The sequence below is a fragment of the Variovorax sp. 01N425 genome (assembly GCF_056399465.1).
The window spans coordinates 49,098-66,970 of the sequence record NZ_JBFTRJ010000013.1; the positions used below are offsets into that span (position 1 = coordinate 49,098).

At 62.2% G+C, this 17,873-nt stretch carries 15 protein-coding genes; 3 read left to right on the top strand and 12 right to left on the bottom strand.

The features are described from left to right. Positions 1-74 precede the first annotated feature (74 nt). Genes AC1DSC_RS22580 through AC1DSC_RS22590 form a run of 3 tightly spaced genes read left to right on the top strand, consistent with a single transcriptional unit; the run spans position 75 to position 4,823 of the window. Positions 75-1,916 (top strand): peptidase domain-containing ABC transporter, encoded by a 1,842-nt coding sequence (locus AC1DSC_RS22580; RefSeq protein WP_307595833.1) that lies wholly within the window; start codon positions 75-77, stop codon positions 1,914-1,916. A 37-nt stretch (positions 1,917-1,953) separates the two neighbouring features. After that, positions 1,954-3,270: an HlyD family type I secretion periplasmic adaptor subunit gene (locus AC1DSC_RS22585; RefSeq protein WP_015867226.1), complete on the top strand. Its 1,317-nt coding sequence runs from the start codon at positions 1,954-1,956 to the stop codon at positions 3,268-3,270. Then, the gene (locus tag AC1DSC_RS22590) at positions 3,267-4,823 is read left to right on the top strand and encodes a TolC family protein (protein WP_436287970.1); all 1,557 of its coding nucleotides are present in this window, start codon (positions 3,267-3,269) and stop codon (positions 4,821-4,823) included. Before AC1DSC_RS22585 ends, AC1DSC_RS22590 begins: the two co-directional genes overlap by 4 nt. A 16-nt stretch (positions 4,824-4,839) precedes the next feature. Here the strand turns inward: AC1DSC_RS22590 and AC1DSC_RS22595 are convergent, their stop codons facing one another. From AC1DSC_RS22595 to cpaB, 12 genes are all read right to left on the bottom strand, one after another. After that, a complete protein-coding gene (locus AC1DSC_RS22595) occupies positions 4,840-6,279 on the bottom strand; it encodes a sigma 54-interacting transcriptional regulator (protein ID WP_436287969.1) in 1,440 nt (479 codons plus the stop codon). Positions 6,280-6,351: 72 nt separating this feature from the next. Then, positions 6,352-8,448, bottom strand: coding sequence for a TadG family pilus assembly protein (locus tag AC1DSC_RS22600; protein ID WP_478131925.1), 2,097 nt, complete (start codon positions 8,446-8,448; stop codon positions 6,352-6,354). 11 nt (positions 8,449-8,459) lie between these two features. Further along, on the bottom strand, positions 8,460-8,900 hold the full coding sequence (locus AC1DSC_RS22605; protein ID WP_436287967.1) for a TadE/TadG family type IV pilus assembly protein: 441 nt from the start codon (positions 8,898-8,900) through the stop codon (positions 8,460-8,462). Next, the gene (locus tag AC1DSC_RS22610; RefSeq protein WP_436287966.1) at positions 8,897-9,379 is read right to left on the bottom strand and encodes a TadE/TadG family type IV pilus assembly protein; all 483 of its coding nucleotides are present in this window, start codon (positions 9,377-9,379) and stop codon (positions 8,897-8,899) included. The genes AC1DSC_RS22605 and AC1DSC_RS22610 overlap by 4 nt, the downstream gene beginning before the upstream one ends. A gap of 29 nt (positions 9,380-9,408) precedes the next feature. Then, entirely contained in the window at positions 9,409-9,867 is a 459-nt protein-coding gene (locus AC1DSC_RS22615) for a DUF3613 domain-containing protein (RefSeq protein WP_436287965.1), read from the bottom strand. Further along, a complete protein-coding gene (locus AC1DSC_RS22620) occupies positions 9,864-10,853 on the bottom strand; it encodes a tetratricopeptide repeat protein (RefSeq protein WP_436287964.1) in 990 nt (329 codons plus the stop codon). The genes AC1DSC_RS22615 and AC1DSC_RS22620 overlap by 4 nt, the downstream gene beginning before the upstream one ends. Next, positions 10,850-11,821: a type II secretion system F family protein gene (locus AC1DSC_RS22625; RefSeq protein WP_436287963.1), complete on the bottom strand. Its 972-nt coding sequence runs from the start codon at positions 11,819-11,821 to the stop codon at positions 10,850-10,852. The genes AC1DSC_RS22620 and AC1DSC_RS22625 overlap by 4 nt, the downstream gene beginning before the upstream one ends. Next, complete coding sequence (locus AC1DSC_RS22630) at positions 11,818-12,798, bottom strand: type II secretion system F family protein (protein ID WP_436287962.1); 981 nt, start codon at positions 12,796-12,798, stop codon at positions 11,818-11,820. The genes AC1DSC_RS22625 and AC1DSC_RS22630 overlap by 4 nt, the downstream gene beginning before the upstream one ends. Continuing rightward, positions 12,791-14,107: a TadA family conjugal transfer-associated ATPase gene (locus AC1DSC_RS22635; protein ID WP_018906831.1), complete on the bottom strand. Its 1,317-nt coding sequence runs from the start codon at positions 14,105-14,107 to the stop codon at positions 12,791-12,793. The genes AC1DSC_RS22630 and AC1DSC_RS22635 overlap by 8 nt, the downstream gene beginning before the upstream one ends. A gap of 9 nt (positions 14,108-14,116) precedes the next feature. Next, complete coding sequence (locus AC1DSC_RS22640) at positions 14,117-15,412, bottom strand: CpaE/TadZ family protein (RefSeq protein ID WP_436287961.1); 1,296 nt, start codon at positions 15,410-15,412, stop codon at positions 14,117-14,119. A gap of 23 nt (positions 15,413-15,435) precedes the next feature. Next, on the bottom strand, positions 15,436-16,803 hold the full coding sequence (locus AC1DSC_RS22645; RefSeq protein WP_436287960.1) for a type II and III secretion system protein family protein: 1,368 nt from the start codon (positions 16,801-16,803) through the stop codon (positions 15,436-15,438). 49 nt (positions 16,804-16,852) lie between these two features. Then, complete coding sequence (gene cpaB / locus AC1DSC_RS22650) at positions 16,853-17,836, bottom strand: Flp pilus assembly protein CpaB (protein WP_436287959.1); 984 nt, start codon at positions 17,834-17,836, stop codon at positions 16,853-16,855. Positions 17,837-17,873: the final 37 nt, after the last annotated feature.

The following is a 17,873-nucleotide window of genomic DNA, read 5'->3' on the forward strand; positions in this document are numbered from 1 at the left end:
GATTTTGTCTTGTAACAACTGGGTAACAGTCGATAATGGCGCAGGCGTCATTGCCTGACGGATCGGCCCTTCCCATGATCAAGTTTCTCTTGCCCAGCCAACTGGTGGCCGAGGTGCCCGAAAAAGCAGGTGCGAGCCCGTACGCGGGTGCCCTGCATACGGCGTTCCGCGCCGCCTACCCACTGGTCAAGAGCGCGGCCTGGCGCTCGCTGCCCATCAGCCTCTTCGGCCTGCTGCCATCGATCTTCCTGCTCCAGGTGTATGACCGCGTGCTGTCGCGCAGCGGCGTCTCCACGCTGGCCGCGCTGGTGTGCGGCATCCTGTTCTTCCTGTGCATCGAGTTCTGGCTGCGCTCGGGGCGTTCGCGCCTGTTGCGCAATGCGGGCGCGATCATCGACCACGGCGTGTCGGGCGCGCTGCTGCATTCGATGCTGAACCGTCCGTTGCGTGCGCTCGAAGCGCGGCCGGCCTCGATCTGGCACCAGTTTTTCCGCGACGTGGCCTCGGTGCGCGGCACCGTCACCGGCGGCCTGGCGCAATCGATCTTCGATCTGCCGATGGCGGTCTTCGCACTGGCCGTGATCGGCATCGTGGCCTTGCCGGTATTGCCGGTGGTGGTGCTGTTCCTTGCCATCATGGTCTTCCTGGCCTGGTGGTGGGCCGACGAGGTGCGCAGCGGGCGGGTCGAGGAAGTGCAGCGCGGCCGCGGCCTCGAGCGCATGACCTCGGAGATCTGCAACGCGCGCGAAACGCTCAAGACGCAGGCCAACGACGGTCCCACCATCGAGATGTGGCGCCAGTCGTACAACTCCTGGCTGAGCGAAAGCTTCAGCAAGAACGGGCAGATCGAAACCGCGCGCGACGGCACCACCGTGCTGATGACGGTGTTCTCGGTCATCGTGGTCACGGTGGGCGCCATCTCGGTGATGGAGCAGTGGATGACGGTGGGCGGCCTGGTCGCCTCCAACATGCTGGCCCTCAAGGCGCTGCAGCCGGTGGCGGGCCTGGTGTCGAGCTGGCGTTCGCTGGCCGCGGCCAAGGAAGCGGCCAAGCGGCTCGAGACGGTGCTTGGCGAGCCGGTGGAAAAAGCGCCCACCGGCATGGCGCTACCGCAGCCGCTGGGCCGCGTCACCTTGAAGGACGTGAGCTTCAGCTTCACGGAAGACGCGCACCGGCCGGTGCTGGAGAATGTCGACCTGGACATCGGGCCGGGCGGGCTGCACGTGATCGTCGGGCGCAACGGCGCCGGCAAGTCGACGCTGGTCAAGCTGCTCTCGGGCCTGTACACGCCCACGCGCGGCGTCATCAGCATCGGCGAGTACGACCTTTCGCAATTCGGCCGCGAAGAGCTTTCGCGCTGGATCAGCTACCTCTCGCAGGAGGTGTACTGGTTCGGCGGACCGCTGATCGACACCATGCGCCGCACGGCCCCGGGCCAGAGCGACGAGCAGGTGGTGGCGGCCTGCAAGCTCTCGGGCGCGCACGAGTTCATTTCGCGCATGCCCGACGGCTACCGCACCGTGGTGGGCGAGGGCGGCACGGGCCTGTCGGTGGGCGAGCGGCGCAAGCTCGCGCTGGCCATGAGCTTCCTGCGCAAGCCATCGGTGCTGGTGCTCGACGAGCCCAGCAACGACCTGGACTTCCAGAGCGAGCGCACCCTGCTGGCCACGCTGCTCGCGGTGGCCAAGGTGCGCACGGTGGTGGTCGTCACGCATTCGCTTCGCATCGTGTCCGCAGCCAGCGTGGTCTACCACGTGACGGGGCAGGGCAACGTCGAACAGGGCACGGCCGCCGTCATGGTGCCCAAGCTCTTCGGCGTGAAGAAGGCGCTGGTGGCGCTCCCCGATTCCACCGCGGGCGAGGACGATGCCGACGTGCACTCGCAGCAAGCCGCCGCCAACCGTTCCATGGCCTGAGCGGCCGATCGATCGAAGAGTAATTGGGGACCGCGACTTGAAATCAGATTTGCCGCAGATACTGCAGGACGAGGATCACAAGCGCGCGGCGCAGACATCGCCCAAGGGCCGGCGCCGCAAGTGGGTCATTGGCGGCGCGGTTGCGCTGCTGGCCGCTGTCGGGCTGGGCTTTCCCATGGAAACCGTGGTGGTGGCACCGGGCCGCGTGATCCCGTCGGACCGCGTCAAGTCGATCCAGCATCTGGAAGGCGGCATCGTCAGCAGCGTGCTGGTCAAGGAAGGCGACAAGGTCACGCAGGGCCAGCCGCTGGTGGAGATCGACCTGGGCGGCAGCGGGCTCAATTTCGAGGAACTCACCGCGCGCTATGCCGCCACGCAGGCCACCCGCATCCGGCTCATGGCCGAGAGCCGCGGCCAGCCGCTCAGGCGCGAGAGCTTTGCCGCCGACATCGACGAGAGCGTGCTCGACGGCGAGACCGGCGCCTACGAGGCGCGCGCGCTCGAGCAGCGCGGCGTGATGGCCGGCGCGGTGTCGGGCCTGGAGGGCGCGCGCAGCCGGCTGCTCGAGCAGCAGGCCAAGGTCAAGGGCCTGAACGACCGCCTCGCACTGATGCAGAAGGAACTCGAGATCTCCGAGCAGCTGCTCAATGAAAAGCTGGTCGGCCAGGTCGAAGTGCTCGAGAAGCGGCGGCAGGTCGAAAGCGTGCGAAGCGAGCTGGCCGTGGCACGCCAGGGCGCCATCTCCGCGAGCGCTGCCATCACCGAGGCGCAGGCCAAGATGGCCGAGGCCGAAGGGCGCTTCCGGCGCCGCGCGTCCGACGAGCTGGCCACCGTGGAGCGCCAGTTCGCCAGCCTCAACGAAGACCTGGCGCGCGCGCGCACCCAGCGCTCCCGCACCATGGTGAAGGCGCCCGCCGACGGCATCGTCAAGGGGCTGCGCAGCGCCAGCCCGGGCTGGGTCATCAAGCCCGGCGAAGCCATCATGGAAGTGGTGCCCGACAAGGACGAGATCATGATCGAGGCGCGCCTCAATCCCAACGACCGCGGCTTCGTCGAGGTCGGCCAGGCGGCGCGCGTCAAGATCACCGCCTACGATTACCTGCGCTATGGCGCGGTCGAAGGCAAGGTCACCCTGGTGGCCGCCGATGCCGACCGCGACCCGGCCATTGCCAACGCGGCGCCGTACTACCGCATCCTCGTGAGCACCGAGCAGGCCCACGTGGGCCGCGAAGAGAACCGCATCACCGCCGGCATGGAGTCCGAGGTCGACCTGAAGGTGGGCACCGATCCGTTCATCTGGTACATCCTTCGGCCCGTGCTCAAGCTGCGGCGCGAAGCCTTCCGCGAACCATGATGGGCAGCAACGTGGCCGGCCGGCGCCCAGCGGGCACCGGTGTTCTTTGTGCAGTGCTGTGCGCGAGCTTCGCGCTTCCTCCGGGCGCCCTGGCGCAGGAGGCGCCCGCGCAGCTGATGCCGGCGCGCCGCCTTTCCGCGCCATCGATCGGCGCCGCCAGCTATGCGCAGCGCGTGAAGCAGGCGCTCATTGCGCTGTCGCAGGACTACCCTGAAGTGCAGACCGCGCAAGCCGCCGCCAACACCAGCAGCTTTGGCGTGGACGCCGCCAAGAAGGCCCGCTACCCGCGCTTCAAGATGGGCACCGCCTCCGGCACCTACAACAGCGGCGCGGACAACGCGAAGACCGAGAACTACACCGTGCTCACTGCCGAGGCGCGCCTGAGCCTGATCGACGGCGGCGCCATGAACGCCGCGATTCGCGCCGCCGAGGCCGGCAACCAGGCCGATGACGAGGCCGTCGTCACCACTTCGCAGAAGGTGGTGCTCGATGCGCTGACCGCCTACCTGCAGGTGCAGCGCTTCGATCTCAAGAAGCAGATCGCGCGCAAGTCCACCGAGGTGGTGGCCGAGCTCTCCAAGGCCGAGGCCCGCCGCGTCGCGCTGGGCGCCGCCGGCGAGAACGACCTGAACATGGCGGCAGCGCGCCGCGCCAGCGTGGCCGCGCGCGAGTCCGACTTCCAGGCGCAGCGCGACGAGGCGCTGGCCAAGTTCAATACCTACTTCAAGTTCACGCCCAACACCGATTCGCTGCCCGTGCTGGCCGCGCCCGCGTACTGGCGCATCGCTTCGCACGAAGAGGCCCTGCGCCGCGCCGAGGAGCGCAGCACCGAAATCTCCGAAGCCAAGGGCCGCGTGGCACGCGCCCAGGCTTTGGTCGACCAGCAGGAGGCCAGCATCTGGCCGACCGTGGATGCGGTGGTCGTCAAGAGCAAGGACCCGCGCGGCGTGTCGCCGCAAGACCCGACGCGCGCGGCCTTCGAGCTCAACTGGAACTTCGGCAACGGCTTCGACCGCCAGCTGCGCCTGAAGTCGGCCCTGGCCGAAGTCGCCAACCAGGAAGCCAAGCTCGAAGGCGTGAAGCTCAACCTGATGGAGCTCACCTCGGCCTCATGGTCGCGCGCCGTGTCCGGACGCGAGCGCGAGCGGCAGCTGGCGGAGGCCGTCAGCACATCGGGCCAGGCCTTTCGCGGGCGCCGCCGGCTGATGGAGTTCGGCCGCGAAACACTGCCCGCCGTGCTCGACGCGCAGCTCGACTACTACAACCTGCTGTTCGACTACGTCGACGCCGTGTTCGACCTGCGCATCACCGAGCTGCGCCTGGCGCGCACCACCGGCGAACTGCGCATCGACGCCGACGCGAGCAATTCCTGGATCGACCGCATCTTCGGCCCGCCGAACCGGCCCGCGCTGAGCGAAGACGGCCTGCTCACCGCGCTGTGCATCTCGAGCAACGCAGGCTGCGCCAGCGAGCCTGTTGTGGCCGAGCGCGGTGCCACCGCAACCGCGGCGAACCCGCCGCTGCGCCGGGCCGCGCGGCTGGCGAACCGCTAAGCGAGCCGCAGCGGGCTCAGGCGTCTTCGGGGATGCCGGGCTCGCCGTCGAGGATCTGGTATTTGCGCATCTTTTCCCACAGCACCTTGCGGCTGATGCCCAGGTGCTGCGCGGTGTCCTGGCGCTTCCAGTCGTTGATCTCCAGCGCCGCGATGATGCGGTTGCGCTCGCTGCTGTTCCATCCCTTGCGCTCGCCATTGCCGTCGAGCGCCACGCCGTTCATGGCGCCGCCGCCGCCATGGCCGTTGCGCTCCGCAGCAGCGCCTGCTGCCAGCGTCGGCGTGCCGCGCGTGAGCGCAATGGCGCGCTGGATCAGGTTCTGGTCCCAGCTGTGCAGCTGCCGTGCGATCACGCCCACCCGCTCGGCCAGGTTGCGCAGCTGCCGCACGTTGCCGGGAAAGTAGGTCTCGGCCACCGCATCGCTGAGCCAGTGCGGCGTTTCCCCGAGCGTCTCGAGCTCGTCGCCCAGCACATTGGCCAAGAGCGCCTTGAAGATCGCAATCTTGTCGATCTCCCCGCGCTCCTCCAGGCTGGGCACGTGCAGCTCGATCACCGCGAGCCGGTAGAACAGGTCGGCGCGGAATTCTCCGCTTGCCACCATCTCGCGCAGGTTGCGGTTGGTGGCCGCCACCAGCCGGAAGTCGACCCGGATCGGCGCCGTGGCACCCAGCCGCGTGACCGCGTTGTCTTCCAGCACGCGCAGCAGTTTTACCTGCTGGTAGCGCGGCAGATCGCCGATCTCGTCGAGGAACAGCGTGCCGCCCGTGGCCTGCTCGAAATAGCCGCGGTGCGCATGCACGGCGCCCGTGAACGAGCCCTTGGTGTGGCCGAAGAAGAGCGATTCGAAGAGCCCGTCAGGAATCGCGCCGCAGTTCACTGCCACGAACGCACCCTTGCTGTAGTGCTGGTGCCCCAGGTGCAGCTGCTGCGCGATGCGCTCCTTGCCCACGCCCGTTTCGCCGCGCACCAGCACGCTGTGGTTGCAATCGGCAAAGGCGCCCACTTCGGCCAGCAGCGACTTCATCGCATCCGAATGCGCCACCAGCACATCGGGCGCCTGCGGCGCCACATCGCGCGCACGCAGCTGCCGCACCAGCTTGGCCACCATCGTGCGCAACTCGGCGCAGGTGAAGTCGTAGGGCAGCACGTGCAGGTACTCGGGCGGATAGGTGCGCGAGTCCCGCTCCCGCGAGGCGGCCGCGACCCAGATCACCGGCATGCCCTGCAGCAGCTCCGTGGCATGCGCCAGGCCGCCACTGTCGATGACCGTGACGCTGAGGATGGCCACCGAAGGCCGAAGCGCAGTGCCGCGATCCTGCTGCGGCGGCGGCAAGCCATCGGCCCGGATCACCTCCACGTCGAAGCTCGCCATGCACCGCGCGATGCGGTCGAGGATGTCGGCCTTGCCTTCCCAGACAAAGAGGTCGAGTTCGTCGAAGTTGGCGGGGGAGCTCATGCGAATATGGTGTTGCCTTTTAGGCGCCGATTGAGGTGTGTTGCTTTGGGGAAAAGATATTTTTGTTTATCTTTAATAAACTAGCACTACATCATTTTTACAGCTTAGCCGTGCCCCTACTTCAGTGGCTGCTACGTTGATACCAAGTGCCTGAAGAAGAAAATTGAGTAGGGGGTCAAGAAGCGGGGATAAAAGACCATCAATAATGGCCGTGAGCTGAGTGGTGACCAGGCCTAATAGGTTTGTTGCGTCAAATAAAAGATTTCCAAGGAGTCCGCTGGAAATGCTTTTATAGAACTCTATGTCAACATTGGTCAAAATTGACTTTAGGCTTTGCACAATATTTTCTGAAGAAATTTTCTGATAAAACGGCTGTTGTGTAATTTCCGGAAGACTTTCAGGCGCAGGAGCCTCATAAAACAGATCTTTCGAGGCGCCGGCGACCTTGGTGTCCGCACGAATTCCGAGCGCAGCTTCCAATGTGAAATCGGCTTGTTTCCTGTCAACAATCCAAGATGAGCCTTGCTTCCATTTCAAGTCTTTGCATATGGTTAAGACGCAACTGTCGGGGCGCACAGTTTGCTTTCCAATTTCAATCAAAGAAACCGTTTCGACTTCAGGAAGCTTTTCAGGCGAGAAGAATGCGCTTTCGGCTTGAGCTGCATCCTTCCCCCACTGCCCAACACGGATGGTGACGGCCGCTGTTGTAGCTGGTACGGTTAAAGATTTCTTCTCTCCGGAATTGCAAGTGTATTCTCGGACGTAAGCCTCTCCACTCGCCGCTTCGAGACCAATGTCTAGGCGAGCTGCGGGAGTTACCTTTGCAAAAATAGCTTCTGACGAAGGACACGAACTGACAAAGGGAATAGGACAGGCTAGTCCGCCCAGAAAATTGCCCACGGCTTGAACCAGATTTAAACTCAAAACATTATTAATAAAGCTGGTGATGGGGGCTAACTTCGCAAATACTGTGTTCAAAAGGTCGTTCAAGGTGGAAATTAGATCTCCAAACTCTATCGAGATTAGTGCGCGGACTTGAGCTGTGCGGACGAAGATTTTATCTGGACCCATTGGGTCGATTTGCGCAAGAGCAGGATTTCCTGCTGCCGAAATCTGAGGAGGCTCTATAACTTTTGTTTTTACAAGTATTGAGCCGGCCCCGGGAATTGTGATTGGAATCGTCGCCGCCACCGCGCTATGACTATTGGCAAGTTGGACAATTCCTTCCATCAATTTGAACACTTGCAGGGTCGTATCTAGCCCTGCGGCAGAGGTTCCGCTTTGAATTCCGAGCAACTCCCCAAGTTTTAGGGGGGCAATAGGTCCTAAATGAATCTGCTTTTTAATTTCCTCAAGTGCACTCAGGGATAAACTTAAAGCGTCCCCGGGCGCGCTAGTTTGCCGGCTGAGTACCGTAATAGCCGCCTGGATCAACTGTTGCGCGCTTGCGTCGGTTTGAAGTAATTGATCGTAGTCACCTGCGCTAACACGTAAGTCAATCGCAAGTACATCTAAATACTGAAGCAACTGAATGTCGGTGTTAACTAAGCCTTTCCAACTGACCGCGTCGAGATCAAGGGATCCTCCCAATAAGCCGCCGATGATTGCATTGAGTAGCGGTGAATCTTTATCCTCTATTGAGAGAAGGGTGCTCCTTATATTAAGAATTGCCCGCGGGTGTTGCTCGGCGGCGATTGCCTCCACGACGATTTCCCGAGTCAAATTTCCTGGTATGTGGGGGAAAATGACATCCGGTGTTTTTCGTATCAGAACGCGTACGGCGTTGAATGGTTGAACATTAGCTACAAAATTCCGTCCTGTAGCATCCGCGCTTTCAGTAGCATCCCAATGCCCACAAGAAATTTCACCATCTTCGAGTACTAAGTTTTGCGGGAGATTTCGCGGCGCAGCACCAGGAGGAACGCCGTTGGCGTTATCTTTTGCTGCATTGATGGCGGCATCGCAGATATTGAGTTCAAGACGTTGAGCGCCTGCAAGTGCGGCAAGATCTGCCGCTTTTTGCAATTCGCGTTTGGTCAAAAAAAGGTAACCAAGCTCAGTTCCGATTAAAGCAATGATAATGACGCTAATAGCAATTACCGCATTTATCGCAATGGAGCCTTTCTGGGTGTTGAGCGATGGTATTGGATGGTGCAGGAAATAAGGCACTAGCAGTGCTCCTACAGTGGTGCAGATGAAGCTGCGACAGCTCGACCTTGAAGAAACTCGGGGACCCACGCACTGATAAGTGGGAGCACAGGTAAGATTGGTTTACTTCGATATGCGTAGCGGACGGTCACAATCACAGGGGTGCCTAGGACGACTTGTGGCGTGTCCGAGACCTCCTGCAATAAAGGGCCAAGCGATTCACGCACGGCGCTTTCAATTCTGGATTGCAACTCAGTCGGCGTTGACTGTGAGTACATTGATACCACTCGTGCCCCATTTTCTGCGGCACGAGTTAGGATGTGCTGTGTATAAAATACGACTCCAAAAGTGGCAATGCAATAGAGAAATAGAAAAATTGCCACAAAAATAAATGCAAATTCAATAGCCGCAACCCCCAGTTGCTGAGTCTGTTGTTTGCTACGCCTTCTTTTTTGGAAGATTTTTCGGCTCATAGGGATCTTCCGTCCAGCAATAGGCGGGCCTCGGCTGTCAATTTTGTGGGTATTGCAAATCCAGGAAATGGAGGAAGCACCGAATTCAAATTACTGAAGGTGACGGTGACTACAATTTGACAGCGCATATCCCAGGTGGGCCCACAATCGGTTCCTGCTTTTTCAACGACGGGGATAATTTGAAGCGACGAATCGGCTGAAATTGGGCACGTTGCAGCAGGAAGCCAGCCTAGCGTACGGGTGCACGCGACCTCTTTTGCTTTGGCCTGCCTAGCAGGCAAATCCTTCTGATACCGGAGTGCCGCTCTTGCTCCGTCTTCAGCCGCATTTTGTAGACCAAATCGGAAGGCAAATACCATCGCATAGCAGATGACGGTATATATCAGAGCGAAGAAAAACAAGAAAACGAAGGCGTATTCGATTGCATACACGCCGCGTTGGCGACGGGCGGCGACCATGCAGAGGGTTGCGGCTCTCATGAACGGATCGTTCTATACAGAATTGAGAACTACCTGCCAGAACTTCCACCTCCGCCACTCGTCGACTTCACCGAAGAAGACATTCGCTCCGGTATCGGAAACTCGAAGCTCTTCAAATAGCGGTCGTAGCTACGATTTGCGACGGCGCCGGCGATGGGACGCGATGTGGCGGATGAGATTTCACCGCCGCGTTGCCATGCGAAGAGACTCTGTGTCGCGTCTCCGACTTGGACTGGTGCATATGCAAGTTCTGCATCCGCGGGGCTCATTTCGTCTTGGCCTTGAGCTTGTGTAGGCCCCGCTGCCTGCACACCGGCCGCGATTTTGGGAGACGATGGTGATGTTCTGGCCTGGAGGCCGGAGATCGGTGTTTCTTCAGATGTGGTGGTTTTGATCTCTTGTGCCAGCACGCCGGTCGTGACGAGCATCAGCATGGTGGCGAAGCAGAACATGGACGGCTTCGCAAGAGAGGGGCGCTCGTTTTTCATTGGATACCTCGTGAGATCGAAGAATTCGGTGACAGGGACCCAGCTGGATTCGCCGAGGCTGGATTCGGCAGACCGGCGGTGCGTGCGCCGCCCGAACCGGACCATCGTGACCGCTTGAGCGCAAGTGGTTCAGCAATGGGCTCGTTGTTGATGAATGCAGATGCACCGCTAGATGCGGAGCCCAGTGCGGTGGTGGAGATCCGCACCGAGGGGGTGATGGGCGCAGCCAAGCTGCTTGATGCGCCTGGTGCAAGCATCTGCAGCGCTGCTTCGCGCACAGCCAAGCGTGTTGTCTCGGACATGCGGTTCGCGTCCATCAGGGCGGTTGCCCGATCTCGTTGATTGATCACTTCCAGATAGAGCGCGAGGTTGGCTTGTGCTTGCGTACTGTCGGGGCGTAGCTGGAGGGCCTGCATCAATGGCAGTCGCGCCTCTTCGATCTGGCCGGCGCGCAGGTGCGCGTAGCCTAGGTCGCTCAGCAGTAGTGCGTCGGTCGGCGTACGGCGTTGCGCCTGCGCAAGCAACTGCACCGCCTCGGTGAAGTTACCGCGTGTACCTGCCAACAGGCCCAGTCCTCGGTAGCCTGCGCTCTCCATGGATGTGCCCAATAGGTGCTTGTAGGCGGCTTCGGCGAGTGCAGCTTGCCCGGTCTGGCGCAGCGCTTCAGCGCGCAACCGCGTGGATTCGGGCGACACACCCCAACGCTGTTCAAGAGCGCCGATGTGCGCGAGTGATGCAAACCAGAGGTCTTCCTTCTGCATCTGCTCGACGAGCTTCAGATAGGTGGCTTGGGTGTCGACGGAGGCTCCGGCCTTGGTGTCCGCAGCCATCTCGGCAGCCAAGCGTTGTTGCGCATCGGTGCTGGCAGCATACTGGTCTTTGAGGCCGGCACAACCGGTGATAGCGAGCGATGCAGCACCAATGGCTGTGATTGCCAGTACGCAGCGAGCACTGCTAGAGCGTATGAAGAGTTCGAGCGTTTTCATTTGGCGATGGCCCCCAATGAACGAAAAATCGCAATGAAGCCCGGTCCTGCCGTGACGATGACCAGCGCCGGCAGCAGCGTTGTTACCATGACGACGGTCATCTTCACCGTGATCTTCCCGATGCGTTCCTTCATTTCAGAACGCCGGTGTTCGCGCAGCCGGTCGCTGAAGATACGTAGTGGCTCCTGCAAGGCACCGCCATGTTTGTCGACCTGTACAAGCAGTGACACGAGTCCGCGGAGATTTTCATTCTTGTGCAGCGTTGCAAGGCGTTGTAGCGAATGCTCGCGACTCCGGCCCCGGCTGTATTGGTTGTTGGCCAGCGTCAGTTCGTAGCCGAGCACGCGCAGTACATGCGAGAAGTCACTGGCCATGATCTGCAGACTTTGGTCCAGGCTCAGTCCTACCCCTTGCAGCAACCGCAAAAGATCAATGAAGAGCGGGAGTTCCTGCACTGCGCGCTCGCGCCGCGCGGCGGCAAAACGGCCGAGCGCCCATTTGGGCCCCATGAAACCCAGGGCGAAACCAATTGCCAGCACGATGACGATGGTGCGCTGTGCATATCCTGGACTCCATATCACGTAGATCAGAAACGGAAGGAGCAATGCGAGCATGACGCGGGTTATAAGGAAAGTCAGCTGCGCTCGCTTTGAGGATAGGCCACACTGGTCTATGAGGTTGCGATCTTCGTCCGCCACTAGTGCCCGGCCAAATCGCGAATCGAGCCAGTGAAACGGTAGTTCGATATCGGATTTTGCTGAGGTACTCGGCTCTTCTAATGATGAATCAATAACGGAAGTCATCGATTCATTCGAGGCCACTACAACTTGTTGAATTGCTCGGCCAATGACCTTCCCGCTGCGCGCGCGCCTCAACTCGATCACAACCAGTGCGCAAGCGCCGGTCATCAGTCCCAATGCCAGCAACGTCAGGCTGAAGATCGCAAGTTGGTTGGGCGTGAACGTCATGTCAGTCTCGCCAAGCGGTAAAGGAGCACCGCACCGAATAGTTGAAGACCTGCAGCAGCGAAGATCAGTGTGTGGCCTGTGCCGTCCTTCCACATTCCCAAGAAGTAACTGGGATTGGTCATGATCAGGAAGGCTCCCACGCCTAGGGGCAGCAACCCGAGGATCCAAGCGGAGAGTCGAGTCTCGGACGACATGGCGATCAATTCGTGCTCCGCCTGATCGCGGTCGCGCATGAAATTGGCCACGCGTTCCAACAATAGGTCGGAGCGTCCGCCATAACGCACACCCAGACCGAGGATGGAGGCCAATAGGAACATCTCTTCGACGCGGACACTGCTGGCTGTTTGATGCAGTGCGCGATCCAGATCCATGCCCGCGCGCACCAGCGAGGCCGAGCGTTCCAGGTGACCACGCACCGGAGCTTCCGTGGTGGCAATCGCCAGCTGGAAGGCTGCTTGCGTGGAGTTGCCGATGGTGATCAGCCGCACCATCGCGTCAATGTAGCCGGGCAACTGGCTCACGAGCTTGCGTCGGGACTTCTGAAGCCGCAGCCAGATCGCGAAGACCGCGAGCAGTGTCAACAAGGTGAGCGCACTCAGCGCTGCGATCCAGCCGCCAAACAGACCAGCAAGAGCCACCAGCACCACGATGGCGACGAAGCCCAGTACGACTGTGCGCGGCTCGATCACGCCAATCAGCCAATCGGGCATGGCTTTCTCAAGAAGCCCCGCAGGTTCAGAAGCCGCGGCACTTGCCTCGGTCTCGAGCCACGGGTCGGTCATGAGCGCGTCGCTCGGCAAATCCCGCAAGGGCATCGGCGTTTGCACTGCAGCCGCCGTGCTGGCCAGGATCTGCTGGTCCAAGTGGCGTGCCGCCGCCTGCCGTGCCTGGCGCCCCTTTGCCCATTGCCACAGCAGCAGCCCCGCGGCTGCAAGCAGCAGCGCGATGCAAGCCACCGTCAGCAGGACCTTAGCCACGGTTGTCTCCCTGCTGGCCTCGTGCCAGCGACTGGCGGAAGCGTGTGATCTTGGGTGAATGCGGCGCAATGCCCAGCGACACCCAGCGATCTCGCTCCTCGCCGTCGGGCGACGTGATCGGCTCGAAGCGGTAGAGTTCCTGCATTGCGACCACGTTGTCGTTGACGCCGGTGACTTCGCTCAATGAAAGGATGCGGCGCTGCCCATTCGAAAGGCGCCCGATCTGCACGATGAAATCGATGGCATTGGCAATCTGCCGGCGCAGGCTCACTTCGCTGCCCTGGTAGCCCGCAAAACCCGCGAGCATTTCAAGGCGGTAAAGGCATTCGCGCGGCGAACTCGCGTGGATGGTGCCCATCGAGCCTTCATGGCCCGTGTTCATCGCCTGCATCATCTCGATCACTTCGGCGCCGCGCACTTCTCCCACGATGATCCGATCGGGCCGCATGCGCAGGCTGTTGCGCAGCAGGTCGCGGATGGACACCACGCCCGTGCCATCGAAGCCGCCAGGGCGGCTTTCCAGCCTCACGACATGGCTGGTGCCCAGCGAAAGCTCCGCCGTGTCTTCGATGGTGATGACGCGCTCGCGCGCGGGGATGAAGGTGGCAAGCGCGTTGAGCAGCGATGTCTTGCCCGAGCTGGTGCCGCCGCTCACAAGGATGTTGCAGCGCGCACGCACGGCAATCTCCAGCAACTGCGCCATGCCAGCGTCGAAGGTGCCGAGCTTCACCAGATCGGCCGGCGTGAGCGGCTCCTTGCGGAACTTGCGGATCGAGACCGAAAGTCCGTCGATGGCCAGCGGCTCGATGATCACGTTGATTCGGCCGCCATCGGGCAGGCGTGCATCGACCATCGGGTTGGATTCGTCGAGCCGGCGGCCGAGCGGCGCGAGGATGCGGCGCACGATGCGCATCACGTGCTCTGCGTCGGCAAATCGCACGGTCTCGCGCTCCAGCATGCCGTGGCGCGACACGTACACGTTCTGGTAGCCGTTGATCAAAATATCTTCGACGGCCGGGTCGTTGAGCAAGTCTTCCAGCGGCCCGAAGCCTGCAAGCTCCTTGGTCAACGCGTCGGAGATGAGCTGCATCTCACGGTTGTTGATCGGTACGCGGCGCAGCCGGACGAAGCTGTCGACTTCCAGTTCGACAAACTGTTGGATCGAGGCGCGCGACCAGCGGCCAAACTCCGCCCCCAGCTCTTCGATGCGGCTCAAGAGATGGTCATGCGTCCAGCTCTTGATGTCTTGAAACTGCTGGGAATTGACGAACGCCTGGTCATCGTCGGCGAATTCGAGATCGTTGGACATAGAGGCGTTTCAACCTTGACTAGAGCTTTTCCAGAAGCCGGCAATTTGCGACATTCGAGCGGCCCAGCTGGACTCCCTGGTCGGCGGCTCGCCTGCGTCGGACGTGTATTGCTGGTTCAGCCCGCGTGCGAGGGCGGCCACGGCTTGTGAATACGCGTCGCTGCGCGCGGTGCGCACCAGCATCTCGCCGCGGCTTGCGGCCGCCAACAGTTGCGTGCTGCGTGCGGGCAACACATGGTGCAGCCGCAGTTCGAGCCGGTCGGCAATGTCCTTCGCCGGCAGTCCCACATGGCTGTCGAATTTGTTGACCACGAGCGACAGGCGATCGGTGTCGATGCCGCGGGTGCGCAGTTCCTTGAGCATGTTCGCGGTGGAGACGATCGCGCCAATGCTCTGGTCGCACACCACCCAGCTGTGCTGGGCAACCTTCACGGTCTGTGCGACGAAATCAAGCGTCGAAAAACCCCCAAGGTCAGCAATCTGGAAATCGAAGAAATCGCCAAGCCGCTTGATCAGTGCCATCGAATCGGCATGCGAGATCTCGCGCACTTGCGCAAGGCTCGCGGGCAGCGGCAGCACGGCCACGCCGCTCGTGTGATGGGCCAATGCGGTGTGCAGCAGCGTCTGGTCGAGACGGCGCAGGCTGCGCACGCCATCGACAAAACTGAAGCCGCTCTGGGTGTCCAGATACAGAAGACCGTCGCGGGCCGGCAGTCCAAGGTCGAGCAACGCCACGCCGCGGCGCGTGTTGCGGCTCTGAGAAGGTGCGGCCGTTTGGGACGGCTGGTCGTTGAGCATCAGCGCCAGGCTGGCCGCGAGCGTGGTCACGCCAATGCCGGGCCTCGCACCAAGCAGCGCAAGCGTGCATCCGCGGGCATGGCTTTGCAGGCTGCCTTGACGATCGACCAGCTTGCGCAGTGTGTTGATTGCATCGGTCGGCGGTGCGCTCATGTCGACGAAATCGTCCACGCCGGCACGCAGTGCGGCAAGCATGGAAGCTGGCTCGGCCGAAACGCCCGTTGCCAGCACCGGCAGCGTCGGCCATTCACGCTTGAGGCGCTGATGGAGTTCGCCTGCTGCAGCGGCGTGGTCGCCCGAGAAATCGAGAAAGACGGCCGCCGGACTGAGCATGGCAATTCGCTCGTCGATCGACTTGGCTTCGGAGGGAAGGATCACCACTGCGCCCAATTGGTTGAGCGCGTCGCTCAGCCATGTGATGTGGCCGCTGTTCGGCGATGCGAAGAGATAGGTCTCCACACCAATTTCAGGAAGGCTGTCGCGTGGGGCATTCATGGCGTCGGCCAAGGGCTTTGCGTGGTTCGGTTCGGTCAACGCGAGAAGCCCGGCACCGTCGTGCCCGAGGCCGGCCCCAGCAGATGTGCGCGCCACACGGGGCCATCGCGTTGTTCGGCGCCACCCGGCAGGTACGGACTCAGATCCGTGCCACGCGCAATGGGCTTCACCAGATGCGGCGTGACAAGGATCACCAGCTCCTTCTCGCTCATCTGGTACTTGTTCTGCTTGAAGAAGGTTCCGAGCACCGGGATGTCGCCGAGCAGCGGAACCTTGTCGGCGTTCGATGTCGTGGTGCGGCTCACGAGCCCGCCAATGATGAAGCTCTCGCCGTCGCCCAGTTCCACCGTGGTGTCGGCGCGGCGCGTGCTGATCGCGGGCACCGCGACACCGCCGATGCTGAGCGAGTTGGTGTAGTCCAGGTCGCTGGCCTCGGGCGCCACCTTGAGCACGATGCGCTCGTTCGACAGCACCGTGGGCGTGAGCGTGAGGCCGATGCCGAAGGGCTTGTATTCGATGCTCGTGGTGCCGAGGCCCTGGGGCGCGGGCACGGGCAGTTCGCCGCCGGCCAGGAAGCTCGCGCTCTGGCCCGAGAGCGCCACCAGCGTGGGCTCGGCAAGCACGCGGGCCATGCCGTTGCCTTCGAGGAAACCGACATTCAGGCCAATACCGGCTTTGCTGAAGTTGAACAGCAAGCTGAATGCCTGTGCGAGCGGGTTGTTGTGTTCGCCGCCAATCGATCCGTCACTTCCGAACGTTGCAGAACGCAGCGACGACGGCGTGAAAACGCCGAAACTGAAGCCGTTGGAGTTGGCGCGCGTACTGAAGATGTTGAGGCCGGCCTGCTTGAGCACGCTGCGGTTGAACTCGACGATCTTCACTTCCACCTGCACGGTGCTGCTTCGCACATTGACAACGGATCGGTCGAGCAAGGCCGACTTTTCTCCGCCGGCGGCCATGGCTGCGTCACGGGCTTCCTGGTGCGCGTCCATGCTGTTGAGCGATCCGGAGAGCGTGGAGGCGCGGCGACGGACTTCGAGCGCGTAGACCGTGGCGGCCGGCTGGCCTTTTTCCCAGATCATGAGCGTGGTCCGGCCCGCGGCCTTGCCGGTGACGATGAGGCGTGCAGCTGGCGAGTTGGGCGATTGGCGGGTGAGCGAGACACCGGCGACCGTTTCGTCAGCAATGGCCATGCGCTCGATGCCCTTGCTGATCAGCAATTCCTTTTGCGTGCCGGCGTCGATCCGCAGTTGCAGCGCAGGACGGGCAGATGCAGCCTCTGTTGCATCGGCCGCTGTGGCCGCCACAGGCCACGCCCCCTGGGCCAGCAGGCACAGCACCGCGAGCGTTGGACGCAGAGGATGTGCCGGACCGGCTGTTTTCGCGCGAAGGGCGATCGTCATGGTGTTCGATTCCTGCGTGGCGTGCACGGGCGTGCCACTTGTTTGCTGATCAGTAATTGATGGTTTCGCTGCGGTCGCCGCGAATGACTTCGACCTTGAGTCCGCCACGGGGCTCGCCGGTGCCAGTCGTCGGAGCCCGCGCAGAAGCGACGGCCGGCGCACGCAAGACGCCCGGCTTGCCGCCGGTCACGAAGTCGGCCGTGGTGACGCCAGCCTGCGCGCGGTCCAGGCCTTCAAGCGGTGGGCGGCGCGGTTCGCCGGCTTTCAGCGGAGGCGGCTGCAGGGCGGTGGGCAGTTCGGCAAAAAGCTTTGGGTCGGGTTCCGACATGTCGGTCGGGTTGCGCAGCGCCAGCAGCAAACGGCCGCTGTTCTCGGCGAGCGTGAGCCGGTTGATGTCGTCCACCGGCACCGCAAGCACCGCGGTACGAGCAGCCTCGACGCGCTGTTGCTGCGCGGCACCGTTCTTGTCCATCTTGGAAGGCAGGCCATCGACGGAAGCACTGCCATAGGCCAGCACGCGCTTGCGCGACAGGAGCAGGCGCGCCTGGCTGCGGTCGACGTCCTTGCCGTCGGACTTGAGCATCAGAAATACGTCGACAAAGTCGCCGGGCTGGACCTTGTTGCCCACGCCCATGGTCTCGTCGGCCTTGATGGCAATCGCACGCTCGCCTTCGGCAACGCGCAGGGCCAGACCCGAAACGAGTTGGCTTTGGAGAAGTGGCGAACCTTCGCCCAGGTCGATGACGGGCACACGTCCTGCGAGCGGCGCAGTCTCCTGGAACGCGCCCACGGGATTGATCGTCAGGCGCTCGATACGAAGTGCGTCGGCAGGAATCGCCTGGCCCGCAGGCAGCGGCTTGGCCGCGACAACCACGGCGAAGGTCTGGGCTTGGACCGTCTTGCCGGGAGCGGCTGCGGAGGGGGCGACCACGACCGGCGGTGGGGGCTGGCGGCTGAGCATCCATGCATAGCCGCCGAGCGCGAGGGCCAAGAGCACGAGGATGGCGGCGATAACTTTGGTCAGATTGATCATGGGGCGTGTCGAGAGAGGAGCGATTCGAGAGCTATCG

What these genes read in the sequence shown, in the direction of transcription:
- AC1DSC_RS22580 (WP_307595833.1), top strand. Translation starts at nt 75, where the DNA reads ATGATCAAGTTTCTCTTGCCCAGCCAACTGGTGGCCGAGGTGCCCGAA.
- AC1DSC_RS22590 (WP_436287970.1), top strand. Translation starts at nt 3,267, where the DNA reads ATGATGGGCAGCAACGTGGCCGGCCGGCGCCCAGCGGGCACCGGTGTT.
- AC1DSC_RS22595 (WP_436287969.1), bottom strand. Translation starts at nt 6,279, where the DNA reads ATGAGCTCCCCCGCCAACTTCGACGAACTCGACCTCTTTGTCTGGGAA.
- AC1DSC_RS22605 (WP_436287967.1), bottom strand. Translation starts at nt 8,900, where the DNA reads ATGAGCCGAAAAATCTTCCAAAAAAGAAGGCGTAGCAAACAACAGACT.
- AC1DSC_RS22610 (WP_436287966.1), bottom strand. Translation starts at nt 9,379, where the DNA reads ATGAGAGCCGCAACCCTCTGCATGGTCGCCGCCCGTCGCCAACGCGGC.
- AC1DSC_RS22615 (WP_436287965.1), bottom strand. Translation starts at nt 9,867, where the DNA reads ATGAAAAACGAGCGCCCCTCTCTTGCGAAGCCGTCCATGTTCTGCTTC.
- AC1DSC_RS22620 (WP_436287964.1), bottom strand. Translation starts at nt 10,853, where the DNA reads ATGAAAACGCTCGAACTCTTCATACGCTCTAGCAGTGCTCGCTGCGTA.
- AC1DSC_RS22625 (WP_436287963.1), bottom strand. Translation starts at nt 11,821, where the DNA reads ATGACGTTCACGCCCAACCAACTTGCGATCTTCAGCCTGACGTTGCTG.
- AC1DSC_RS22635 (WP_018906831.1), bottom strand. Translation starts at nt 14,107, where the DNA reads ATGTCCAACGATCTCGAATTCGCCGACGATGACCAGGCGTTCGTCAAT.
- AC1DSC_RS22645 (WP_436287960.1), bottom strand. Translation starts at nt 16,803, where the DNA reads ATGACGATCGCCCTTCGCGCGAAAACAGCCGGTCCGGCACATCCTCTG.
- cpaB (WP_436287959.1), bottom strand. Translation starts at nt 17,836, where the DNA reads ATGATCAATCTGACCAAAGTTATCGCCGCCATCCTCGTGCTCTTGGCC.